Source organism: Mycobacterium sp. E3298 (assembly GCF_001666895.1).
In the GTDB taxonomy this organism is placed as follows: Bacteria; Actinomycetota; Actinomycetes; order Mycobacteriales; family Mycobacteriaceae; genus Mycobacterium.
In genome coordinates this window covers 16596-27415 of the sequence record NZ_LZJB01000334.1, presented here as the reverse complement: position 1 = coordinate 27415, position 10820 = coordinate 16596, and the positions used below count along the sequence as shown (strand labels likewise).

15 protein-coding genes are annotated in these 10820 nt (G+C 68.8%); 9 read left to right on the top strand and 6 right to left on the bottom strand.

The genetic code is table 11. The features are described 5' to 3' along the window. Window positions 1-485 (bottom strand): NAD(P)H-binding protein (locus A9X05_RS15720; RefSeq protein ID WP_156736757.1); only part of this gene is annotated, 485 nt, incomplete at its 3' end. 85 nt (window positions 486-570) lie between these two features. After that, window positions 571-1380, bottom strand: coding sequence for an enoyl-CoA hydratase (locus A9X05_RS15715; protein WP_067755859.1), 810 nt, complete (start codon window positions 1378-1380; stop codon window positions 571-573). Between the two features lie 97 nt (window positions 1381-1477). On the opposite strand from A9X05_RS15715, the gene A9X05_RS15710 reads away from it, so the two are divergent. Both A9X05_RS15710 and A9X05_RS15705 read left to right on the top strand, forming a co-directional pair. Then, window positions 1478-2563 carry a CaiB/BaiF CoA-transferase family protein gene (locus A9X05_RS15710; protein WP_067755856.1) on the top strand — a complete coding sequence of 362 codons (1086 nt, stop codon included), beginning with the start codon at window positions 1478-1480 and terminating at the stop codon, window positions 2561-2563. A gap of 44 nt (window positions 2564-2607) precedes the next feature. Next, entirely contained in the window at window positions 2608-3360 is a 753-nt protein-coding gene (locus A9X05_RS15705) for a 3-hydroxyacyl-CoA dehydrogenase (RefSeq protein WP_067755853.1), read from the top strand. A gap of 131 nt (window positions 3361-3491) precedes the next feature. Here the strand turns inward: A9X05_RS15705 and A9X05_RS32535 are convergent, their stop codons facing one another. Beyond that, a complete protein-coding gene (locus tag A9X05_RS32535; protein ID WP_003878506.1) occupies window positions 3492-3614 on the bottom strand; it encodes a hypothetical protein in 123 nt (40 codons plus the stop codon). A gap of 310 nt (window positions 3615-3924) precedes the next feature. On the opposite strand from A9X05_RS32535, the gene A9X05_RS15700 reads away from it, so the two are divergent. Both A9X05_RS15700 and A9X05_RS15695 read left to right on the top strand, forming a co-directional pair. After that, complete coding sequence (locus A9X05_RS15700) at window positions 3925-6246, top strand: MMPL family transporter (protein WP_067755850.1); 2322 nt, start codon at window positions 3925-3927, stop codon at window positions 6244-6246. A gap of 62 nt (window positions 6247-6308) precedes the next feature. Further along, window positions 6309-6938: a bifunctional 2-polyprenyl-6-hydroxyphenol methylase/3-demethylubiquinol 3-O-methyltransferase UbiG gene (locus A9X05_RS15695; protein WP_067755847.1), complete on the top strand. Its 630-nt coding sequence runs from the start codon at window positions 6309-6311 to the stop codon at window positions 6936-6938. Between the two features lie 11 nt (window positions 6939-6949). Here the strand turns inward: A9X05_RS15695 and A9X05_RS15690 are convergent, their stop codons facing one another. Next, a complete protein-coding gene (locus A9X05_RS15690; RefSeq protein ID WP_067755844.1) occupies window positions 6950-7663 on the bottom strand; it encodes an NAD-dependent deacylase in 714 nt (237 codons plus the stop codon). Window positions 7664-7700: 37 nt separating this feature from the next. Between A9X05_RS15690 and A9X05_RS15685 the strand changes: the two genes are divergently transcribed. Beyond that, window positions 7701-8066, top strand: a complete 366-nt coding sequence (locus tag A9X05_RS15685; protein WP_067277218.1) for a GntR family transcriptional regulator — start codon at window positions 7701-7703, stop codon at window positions 8064-8066. Between the two features lie 25 nt (window positions 8067-8091). Here the strand turns inward: A9X05_RS15685 and A9X05_RS15680 are convergent, their stop codons facing one another. Continuing rightward, complete coding sequence (locus tag A9X05_RS15680) at window positions 8092-8613, bottom strand: DUF1697 domain-containing protein (protein ID WP_067782530.1); 522 nt, start codon at window positions 8611-8613, stop codon at window positions 8092-8094. 76 nt (window positions 8614-8689) lie between these two features. On the opposite strand from A9X05_RS15680, the gene A9X05_RS15675 reads away from it, so the two are divergent. Next, window positions 8690-9133, top strand: coding sequence for a PPOX class F420-dependent oxidoreductase (locus A9X05_RS15675; protein WP_067755837.1), 444 nt, complete (start codon window positions 8690-8692; stop codon window positions 9131-9133). A 37-nt stretch (window positions 9134-9170) separates the two neighbouring features. Then, window positions 9171-9359 carry a DUF5302 domain-containing protein gene (locus A9X05_RS15670; RefSeq protein ID WP_067755834.1) on the top strand — a complete coding sequence of 63 codons (189 nt, stop codon included), beginning with the start codon at window positions 9171-9173 and terminating at the stop codon, window positions 9357-9359. Between the two features lie 34 nt (window positions 9360-9393). Here the strand turns inward: A9X05_RS15670 and A9X05_RS15665 are convergent, their stop codons facing one another. After that, complete coding sequence (locus A9X05_RS15665; protein ID WP_067782527.1) at window positions 9394-9927, bottom strand: nuclear transport factor 2 family protein; 534 nt, start codon at window positions 9925-9927, stop codon at window positions 9394-9396. A gap of 88 nt (window positions 9928-10015) precedes the next feature. Between A9X05_RS15665 and A9X05_RS15660 the strand changes: the two genes are divergently transcribed. Together A9X05_RS15660 and A9X05_RS15655 are read left to right on the top strand one after the other, a co-directional pair. Further along, entirely contained in the window at window positions 10016-10588 is a 573-nt protein-coding gene (locus tag A9X05_RS15660; RefSeq protein ID WP_067755974.1) for an HhH-GPD-type base excision DNA repair protein, read from the top strand. Between the two features lie 28 nt (window positions 10589-10616). Beyond that, a complete protein-coding gene (locus A9X05_RS15655) occupies window positions 10617-10763 on the top strand; it encodes a DUF1059 domain-containing protein (RefSeq protein WP_067277197.1) in 147 nt (48 codons plus the stop codon). Window positions 10764-10820: the final 57 nt, after the last annotated feature.

The following is a 10820-nucleotide window of genomic DNA, read 5'->3' as shown; positions in this document are numbered from 1 at the left end:
ATCATCTCGAACGAAGCCGATCCCGAGCCGACCACGACCCCCGCCTGCAGCACGACGGTTTCGATGCCCGAGGCGATCAGCGCCTCGCCCACCGCCGCCCGCGACTCGAGATGCGGCGAGAGCTTGCCGCCCTCGGGATGCAGCCCGCTCAGGTAGACGACGCGCCGCACCCCGGCGCGGCGCGCCGCCGTCACCACGTTGCCGACCGCACGGGCTTCCTCGTCGGCGAAATCCTTCGACGTGCCCATCGAGTGGACCAGGTAGTAGACGACGTCGATCCCGTCGAACGCCGCGATGAGGGAATCGACGTCACCCAGATCGCCGCGCGCGACCTCGGCCTGTTGCCGCCACGGCACGTCCTCCAACTTGGCCGGGTTGCGGGCCAAGGCGCGCACCTCGTGACCTTCGTCCAGCAGTCGCGGCGCCAGCCGGGCGCCGATGTAGCCGGTCGCCCCGGTCACGAGACAGCGCAGCTGTCCAGCCATGGGATCTCCGTTCGTCGTCTTCCAATTATTCGGACCCGACGCGGGGGAGGATTACCGGCTTGGGCCACCCGTAAGCGCGATGGCGTCAGCGATCGGTGAAGTCCGGCGTGCGGCGCTGCTGGAAAGCGGTTGCGCCCTCGACGAAGTCATGCGAGCGCAGCAGCACGGCCTGCCCCTCGTATTCGCGCTGCAGGGCCGGATCCAGCTGGGCGAGCGTGGCCGCGTTGATGGCGAGCTTCGTCTTGCCGAACGCCACCGCGGGGCCCGCCAACAGCCGCGCGATCACCTTGTCCACCTCCGCCTCGAACTCGTCGGCCGAATAGACCGCGCTGACCAGGCCCCAGGACAGCGCCTCGGCGGCCGGTAGGCGTTCGGGCAGCAACGCCATGTGCATCGCCCGGATGCGCCCTACGGCGGCGGCGATCAGCGCGGACGCGCCACCATCCGGCATCAGCCCGATCTTGGTGAAGGCGAGCATGAAAAACGCGCTCTCCGAAGCCAATACGACGTCACAGGCGAGCGCCAGGGAAACACCCACGCCGGCCGCCGGTCCCTGGACCGCGGCCACCACGGGGTGCGGCACGGCCGCGATCGCCCGGATCAGGCGGTTGATCTCCAGCACGATCTCGTCCGGCTGGACCCCGGTCTCGGACACGTCGTCGGCGCTGATGCCGGCCCCGGAACAAAACCCCCGGCCGGCACCGCCCAGGCGCACGACCCTGACTTCGGGGTCGGTCGCCGCGCGCTCCATCGCGTCGGCGATGCCGGTAATCACCGGCACGGTCAGGGAATTGAGGCTGTCCGGCCGGTCGATGGTCACCGACAGCACGCCGTCGGACAGCGTGACGGAAAGGCCTGCGACGGGCGCCAGTGTGTCGATCGCGGATTGGGGCATGGGCTCACCCTAAGTGACCGGGCTGCGTGCCCGTCGAACGCGGCTGCGAAGATGCCAACAACAACGGGCGTCAGAGCAGACGAAAGGTCGGTAGATCGTGGCTGGACCGCTGAAGGGGCTTCGGGTCGTCGAGTTGGCCGGGATCGGGCCGGGCCCGCACGCGGCGATGATCCTGGGGGATCTGGGCGCCGACGTGGTGCGCATCGATCGGCCGTCAACCGGTCCCGGTGGTGTGGCCAAGGACGCCATGCTGCGCAACCGGCGCGTGGTGGCCGTCGACCTGAAGTCCGACGAGGGACGCGCCGTCGTGCTGAAGCTCGTCGCCAAGGCCGACGTGTTGATCGAGGGCTTCCGGCCCGGCGTCACCGAGCGGTTGGGGCTCGGCCCCGAGCAGTGCGCCGAGGTCAACGAGCGGCTGATCTACGCCCGGATGACCGGCTGGGGACAATCCGGCCCGCGCAGCCAGCAGGCGGGCCACGACATCAACTACATCTCGCTCAACGGGATCCTGCATGCCATCGGCCGGGCGGACGAGCGGCCGGTGCCACCGCTGAACCTGGTCGGCGACTTCGGCGGCGGCTCGATGTTCCTGTTGGTCGGGATCTTGTCCGCGTTGTGGGAGCGGCAGAAGTCCGGCAAGGGTCAGGTCGTCGACGCCGCGATGGTCGACGGCTCGAGCATGCTGATCCAGATGATGTGGTCAATGCGCTCGCTGGGCATGTGGTCCGACGTGCGCGGCACCAACATGCTCGACGGCGGCGCGCCCTACTACGACACCTACGAGTGCGCCGACGGACGCTACGTCGCCGTCGGCGCCATCGAGCCGCAGTTCTACGCCGCCATGCTGGCGGGGCTGGGCCTGGACGCGGCGAACCTGCCGGCGCAGAACGACGTCAGCCGCTGGCCCGAGCTGCGCGCGGCGCTGACGGCGGCGTTCGCCGGCCACGACCGCGACCACTGGGCCAAGGTGTTCGCCGATTCCGACGCCTGCGTGACCCCGGTGCTGGCGTTCGGGGAGGTGCACACCGAGCCGCACATCACCGAGCGGAACACCTTCTACGAGGTGGACGGCAGCCCGCAGCCGTTGCCCGCACCGCGGTTTTCCCGCTCCACCCCGGACGTGCCCCGCCCGCCGGCGGCCCCGCTGCCCGACGTCCAAGCGGTGCTGGCCGACTGGGTATAGTCGCCAACCAACTGGTTGGCTGGACTCGTAGGGAAAGGACTCGCATGAAGATCAAGGACGCCGTCGCCGTCGTCACCGGAGGCGCCTCAGGACTGGGCCTGGCCACCACCAAGCGGCTGCTCGACGCCGGGGCGCAGGTCGTGGTGATCGACCTGCGCGGCGAAGAGGCGGTCCAGGAGCTCGGCGAACGCGCGCGTTTTGTGCAGGCCGACGTCACCGATGAGGCCGCCGTCGGCAACGCGCTGGACACCGCCGAGTCGATGGGTCCGCTGCGCATCAACGTCAACTGCGCGGGCATCGGCAACGCCATCAAGACGCTGTCCAAGGACGGCCCGTTCCCGCTGGACGCCTTCAAGAAGGTGGTCGGCGTCAACCTGATCGGCACGTTCAACGTGCTGCGGCTGGCCGCCGAGCGCATCGCCAAGACCGAGCCGATCGGTGAGGAGCGGGGCGTGATCATCAACACCGCCTCGGTGGCGGCGTTCGAGGGCCAGATCGGCCAGGCCGCCTACTCGGCGTCCAAGGGCGGCGTGGTCGGCATGACGCTGCCGATCGCCCGCGACCTGTCGCGCGAACTGATCCGCGTGGTGACCATCGCGCCCGGGCTGTTCAAGACGCCGCTGCTGGGCTCGCTGCCCGAGGAGGCGCAGGCCTCGCTCGGCAAGCAGGTGCCGCACCCGGCCCGGCTCGGCGACCCCGACGAGTACGGCGCGCTGGCCGTGCACATCGTCGAGAACCCGATGCTCAACGGCGAGGTCATCCGCTTGGACGGGGCCATCCGCATGGCGCCCCGCTGAGACCCCTGAACACGAAAGCCCCCCGCTCGTCGCGGGGGGCTTTCGTAAAGGAGAGAGAACTTATCGACGGAACCATCGACTGACTGCGGGTTCGGCCATCAACAGCCGTGCGAGCATGCTCATGGCGTTGCTCAGCTCGCCGCTTGCAGTTCGTCGAACTGCTCCGAGGTTTCGCCTTCCACCAGCACGTCGCCGTGGTAGAGGGCTTCGAAGTCAACCTTGATGACGTCGGCACTTGTGTCGTCGATCCACATGACACTGAGCGTATGGGCCACCATTAAGGAATCTTTGAGTCACGATTCGGAAAATGGTGGCAATTTACCGGCCGGTAGGTTGTCGGCGGTCTATCGCGGCATTCAGGCCCGTGACCTGCTTACTTGCCGGCCAATTTTCTGGCCGGACTCTTACCGTCGCCGCGGTTTAGACCGCCGCGTTGAACCGTCCTTCCGGTGCGCTCCGTGCTTAGTAGCGAATCTGTTTGACGCGTGAAAACTAGCGTTTGTTACGTTGACGCGGAAACGCCAGCGGCCAGCGCGATCAGCACCGGCGGCGGAAGGGCTCGAAATGCTGCAGGGGATCGCCCGGGTGGCCATCGCGGCGCCGCGCCGCATCATCGCAATCGGTGTCCTGGTCTTCATCGCCGCCGCGGTCTTCGGCATCCCCGTCGCCAAGAGCCTGTCGCCCGGAGGTTTTCAGGACCCGGACTCGGAGTCCGCCCGCGCGATCCAGGTGCTGACCGACAAGTTCGGGCAGAGCGGTCAGCAGATGCTGATCCTGGTCACCGCGCCCGGCGGCACCGGCAGCGAGCAGGCCCGCAACGTGGGCAGCGACCTCGTCAACCAGCTACAGAAGTCCCCGCTCGTCTATAACGTCTCGTCACCGTGGACCGTCCCGCCGCAGGCGGCCGCCGACCTGGTCAGCCGCGACGGCAAGACCGGCCTGCTCGTGGTCAACCTCAAGGGCGGCGAGAACTACGCGCAGAGCAACGCCCAAACCGTCGCGGACCAATTCATCCATGACCGGGACGGCGTCACCGTCCGCGCCGGCGGCGCCGCGATGCAGTACGCCCAGATCAACACACAGAACCAGGCCGACCTGCTGGTGATGGAGATGATCGCGCTGCCGCTGAGCTTCCTGATCCTGATCTGGGTGTTCGGCGGACTGCTGGCGGCGGCGTTGCCGATGGCGCTGGGCGCGCTGGCCGTCGTCGGGTCGATGACGGTGCTGCGGCTGATCACCTTCACCACCGAGGTGTCGATCTTCGCGCTGAACCTGAGCACGGCGTTGGGCCTGGCGCTGGCGATCGACTACACCCTGCTGATCGTCAGCCGCTACCGCGACGAGTTGGCAGAGGGCAGCGACAGGGAGCAAGCGCTGATCCGCACGATGGCCACCTCCGGGCGCACCGTCTTGTTCTCAGCCGTCACCGTGGCGTTGTCGATGTCGGCGACCGTGGCGTTCCCGATGTACTTCCTCAAGTCGTTCGCCTACGCCGGCGTGGCGACCGTGGCCTTCGTCGCGACCGCCTCGATCGTCATCACCCCGGCCGCGATCGTGCTGCTGGGCCCTCGGCTGGACGCGTTCGACGTGCGCCGGCTGATGCGCCGGGCATTTCGGCGGCCCGAGCCGGTGCACAAGCCCGTCGAGCAGCTGTTCTGGTACCGGTCGACCAAGCTGGTGATGCGCCGCTGGGCGCCGATCGGGCTGACCGTCGTCGCGCTGCTGCTCCTGCTCGGGTCTCCGTTCATGGGCGTGAAATGGGGCTTCCCGGACGACCGGGTGCTGCCCCGTTCGGCGTCGTCCCATCAGGTCGGTGACCAACTGCGCAACGACTTCGCGCACGACTCCGCCACGTCCGTGCCCGTCGTCGTCCCCGACGCGCGCGGGCTGAACCCGGCGGACCTCGACCGCTACGCCGCCGACTTGTCGCGGGTGCCCGACGTGTCGGCGGTGTCGGCCCCCGGCGGGACGTTCGTCGGCGGGAACCGGACCGGACCCCCGGCGGGGGCCACCGGGCTGGCCGACGGCAGCGCATTTTTGACCGTCAGCAGCACGGCCCCACTGTTCTCCCCGGCGAACGACGCGCAACTCAAGCGGCTGCACGAGGTGCCCGGGCCGGCGGGCCGGTCCGTCGTGATGGGCGGCGTCGCGCAGGTCAACCGCGACAGCGTGGACGCGGTCACGGACCTCCTCCCGCTGGTCCTCGGGCTGATGGCGGCGGTCACCTTCGTGCTGCTGTTCCTGCTCACCGGCAGCGTGCTGTTGCCGGCCAAGGCGCTGGCCTGCAACTTCCTGTCGCTGACCGCGGCGTTCGGCGCGCTGGTCTGGATCTTCCAGGACGGGCACCTGGGCGCGCTCGGGACGACCCCGAGCGGGACGCTGGTGGCCAACATGCCGGTGCTGCTGTTCTGCATCGCCTTCGGGCTGTCGATGGACTACGAGGTGTTCCTGCTCTCGCGCATCCGCGAGTACTGGCTCGCGTCCGGCGCGGCCCGGCCGGCGCGGCCGACCGCGAAGGAGGCGCACGCCGCCAACGACGAGAGCGTCGCGCTCGGCGTCGCCCGCACCGGCCGGGTCATCACGGCGGCCGCGCTGGTGATGTCGATGTCGTTCGCCGCGCTGATCGCCGCCCACGTGTCGTTCATGCGGATGTTCGGCCTCGGCCTGGTGCTCGCCGTCTTCGCCGACGCCACACTGGTGCGGATGGTTGTCGTGCCGGCCTTCATGCATGTGATGGGCCGGTGGAATTGGTGGGCGCCCAGGCCCCTGGCGTGGCTGCACGACCGGTTCGGCATCGACGAGGGCGGCGCGGTCGAGACCGCATACCCCGAGCCGGTCCAGGTCGACGGCAAACCGCTGGGGGAGCCGGTGCCGAATATCGGCTGACGCGCCGGCCGGCCCGTCGGCAAGTCCCTATTCTTTGGCCCAGAGTCGGAAGGTTGACGTGTATGACAACGGCGGTGGACAACCCGTTCTTCGCACGCATCTGGCCCGTCGTCGCCAGCCACGAAACCGAGGCGATACGCGCCATGCGCCGCGAGAATCTGGCCGGGTTGTCGGGGCGGGTGCTGGAAGTCGGTGCGGGCATCGGGACGAACTTTCCGCACTACCCGGAGTCGGTCCACGAGGTGGTCGCGGTGGAGCCCGAGCCGCGGCTGGCGGCCCAGGCCCGCGCGGCGGCGGACGTGGTGCCGGCCCGCGTCGTGGTGCTGGGCGAGACGGCCGAGGGCTTCAGCGGCGAGGAGCCGTTCGACGCGGTGGTGTGCTCGCTGGTGTTGTGCTCGGTGCGCGACCCCGGCGGTGTGCTGCGGCGGCTGTACTCGGTGCTGCGTCCGGGCGGGGAACTGCGGTACCTCGAGCACGTGGCGAGCGCCGGCGCGCGTGGCCGCCTGCAACGGTTCGCCGACGCGACGCTGTGGCCCCGGCTCTTCGGTAACTGCCACACCCACCGCGACACCGAGCGCGAGATCATCGACGCCGGGTTCGAGGTCGACGTTTCCCGGCGCGAGTTCACGTTGCCGGCGTGGGCGCCGATGCCGGTCTCGGAGCTCCTGCTGGGCCGCGCCCGCCGGCCGTAATCGCGGCGGGGCTATTTCAGCAGGGCGGGCAGCCGCTGCAGCAACCCGGGCAAGGCCTGGCTGGCGGTCTCGCGGATGCTTATCGTCGCGTGCCGCGACAGCGGGGTCACCTCGGGGTTGACCTCGATGACGGCCGTGCCGCGGGACAGCGCCAGCTCGGCGAGCCCGGCGGCCGGGTAGACGATCGCCGACGTTCCGACCACCACCATCACGTCTGCGGCCTCGGTCGCCTCGACGGCCGATTGCCACGGCCCGTCGGGCAACGGCTCACCGAACCACACGATGTCCGGGCGGATCAGGCCTCCGCAATGACAGACCGGGGGCTCCACCTCGAGCGTCGGTTCGGCCATCTTGGGCAGCGCGCCGGTGTACGGCATACCGCAACGGTCGCAACGGAATTCGAACAGGCTGCCGTGCAGGTGGTGAACCGGTGTGCTGCCGGCGCGCTCGTGTAGGTCATCGACATTCTGGGTGATGACGCTGACCTCGGCGCCGTCCTGCCAGGCGGCGATGGCGCGGTGTCCGGTGTTGGGCGCGACGTCGGCGACCAGATAGTGACGCCACAGGTACCAGCCCCACACCCGTTCGGGATTGTCGCGCCACCCTTGAGTGCTGGACAGCTCGTACGGGTCGAAGCGCGCCCACAACCCGTTCTTGTCGTCGCGGAAGGTCGGCACCCCGCTCTCCGCGGAGATTCCCGCGCCGCTCAGCACCGTTACTCGCATCCCACAAAGATAGCCGTGCGTGGGACATACTGAAGACGTGGAGCTGCGGGATTTGCTGAAGGTCGACGTGAAGGCGGGCAAGCCGCTGTTCGACCAGCTCAGAACGCAAGTCATCGACGGCGTCCGCGCCGGCGCGCTCCCGCCCGGGACCCGGCTTCCGACCGTGCGCGACCTGGCCGGGCAGCTGGGGGTCGCGGCGAACACCGTGGCCCGCGCCTATCGGGAACTCGAGTCCGCCGCGATCGTCGAAACGCGCGGGCGCTTCGGGACTTTCATTTCCCGTTTCGACCCGACCGACGCGGCGATGGCGGCCGCCGCCAAGGAGTACGTCGAGGTTGCCCGCGCGCTGGGGCTGACCAAGTCCGACGCGATGCGCTACCTGACCAACGTGCCGGACGACTGAGCCCAATCAGCTTGGCGCGAAGCGCTTAGCGCAAGACCTTGGCCAGCGTGCGCAGGTTGCGCGTCGTCGTCGACGACTTGTAGCGGGGCTTGCCCATCGTCTTGCCGATCGCGCTGTCCAGGGTGGCGCCCTTGGGCACCTGCCAATAGATCACGCCGGCGCCGGGGCTGATCTTCTCGTCGGCGCCGGCTTTGTCGCCCAGGGCGGCGAGTTCGTCGAGCACCGCGTCGTCCGCCACGAACGTGACGTAGGACTGGTAGCCGTCGACCTCGGGCTCGAAGGGATAGGCGTCCACGACGGCGCGCACCGTTTCGAGGTCATAGACCAGCACCCACGCGTCGTAGCCGAAACGGTCGCGCAGCGCGGCTTCGGCCTTCTTGCGCACCCCCGCGGCGCGGGCGGACGACTCCAGCACGATGTTGCCGCTGGCCAGGATGGTGCGCACGTTTTTCAAACCCGCATCGGTCAGCGCGCGTGCCACCTCGGCCATCTTGAGGTTGACGCCGCCGACGTTGACTCCGCGCAGGAAGGCCGCGTACTTGGTCATGGTCCGATTTCACCAGGTCGGTGCGGGCCGGCGCGATCCGGGACCGGTCGCTGGACGCGCGACGTAGGCTGCTGGGATGGGACGCCAAGTCTTCGACGACAAGCTGCTCGCCGTGATCAGTGGGAACTCCCTCGGGGTGCTGGCGACCATCAAGCGCGACGGGCGGCCCCAGCTGTCGAACGTCAGTTACCACTTCGACCCGCGTGACTTGGCCGTGCGGGTGTCGATCACCGAGCCCCGGGCCAAGACCCGCAACCTTCGCCGCGACCCCCGGGCGTCGATCCTGGTCGACGCCGACGACGGGTGGTCGTATGCGGTGGCCGAGGGCACGGCCACGCTGACGCCGCCGGCGTCCGACCCCGGCGACGACACCGTCGAGGCGCTGATTGCCTTGTACCGCAACATCGCCGGCGAACACCCGGATTGGGACGAGTACCGCCGCGCGATGGTCACCGATCGGCGGGTGCTGCTGACCCTGCCGATCTCGCACGTCTACGGCATGCCGCCGGGGGTGCGGTAGCCGCCCGATTCCGGCCGCGCGGCGCTAGGCTGCCGGTATGGCTGAATCGAAGTCCTCCGAGGCGCCGGAATCGGACGACGACACCAAGCGCAAGTTCCGCGAGGCCTTGGACCGCAAGCTGGCCAAGTCGTCGGGTGGGTCCGACCACAAGGACAGCGGGGGCAAGCAGTCGCGGGCGCACGGGCCGGTGGAGAACCGCCGCGAGTTCCGCCGTAAGAGCGGGTGAGGATCGGCGGTTAGCCGTTGCCTCCCAACGGTTTTCAGCCCACGGGCGGCGTGAACAGGCCGATCGAGGGGTCGTCGCGGCCCGGCTTGCCGCGCAGGCTGCCGCGGGTGCTGGGGTGGGAAAAGTCCACCCGGGACGGGTCGTTCTGGTACGACCAATCCGCCACGATGGTGCGTTGGCCGAACTTCCAGCGGCCCTCGTGTCGGGTGTAGGTGTCCAGGTACCTACCGCCGATGACGACGTCGACGTCGCGTTCGGGGCCGGCGAAGGTGTGGAAAACGAGGCAGTAGACCTCGCCGCGGGCGGTGTCGCCCTCGACGACGAAGTTGGTTGTGGTGACGTTGTGTTGGGACACCCGCACATACGGTTCGGACGCCTGCAGCTGCGCGATGAACTGTTCGACGCCGCCCGCCGAGAACGAGCCGTGCGAGTCGGTCGCGTCGGGGTGGTAGAGGTCGCGCAGCGCTTCGTAGTCGGCGCGGTCGACGGCCCGGCAATAGGCGGTGACGAGGGCGTGCAGTTCGTCGCGGGCCAGCATCAGCGCCAGTCGGGCCTCATCCACCACCACGCCACGATAACGCGGTGGTTGGGTGAGTAGTCTGCCAACTACGGCTCATCGGTCTTAGGGTGTTCAGCGGAAAGGTTGGTCGTTGACGGTGAAACTTTGGCTCGCTCAGGATCCCGAGGCCGACGCGCTGCTGGACGAGGATCCGCTGGCGCTGCTCATCGGGATGGTCCTTGACCAGCAGGTGCCCTTCGAGACCGCCTTCTCCGGGCCGAAGAAGATCGCGGACCGGATGGGCGGCTTCAGCGCCGCCGAGATCGCCGACTACGACCCCGACAAGTTCGCCGCGCTGTGCTCGGAAAGGCCTGCGATACACCGCTTTCCGGGATCGATGGCCAAACGTATCCAGACCCTGGCCCAGATCATCGTGGACCGTTACGACGGTGACGCGGCGGGTTTGTGGACCGCCGGGGACCCCGACGGCGCGGAGCTGCTGCGGCGGATCAAGGGGCTGCCCGGTTTCGGCGATGTCAAGGCGCAGATCTTTGTGGCGTTGCTGGGCAAGCAGTACGGCGTCACCCCGAAAGGCTGGCGCGAGGCGGCCGGGCAGTTCGGCAAGGCCGGCACCCACATCTCCGTCGCCGACATCGTCGACGCCAAGTCGATGGGCAAGGTCCGTTCGTACAAGAAGCAGATGAAGGCAGCTGCCAAGGCGGCGAAGTAGTTGGTGACCAGAAGGGAAGAGCGGCAACGTGAAGACTCACCTGACGTGTCCGTGCGGGGAAGCCATCGTCGGCAAGGATGAGGACGAGTTGGTCGAGCTGACCCAGGCTCATCTCGCCAGCGATCATCCGGGTCTCGAGTACGACCGCGACGCCATCCTGTTCATGGCGTACTAGCCGCCCGCCAGACCGGAGCGCGCGTGTCCCCGAGGGGAACACGCGCGCCATGGCGGG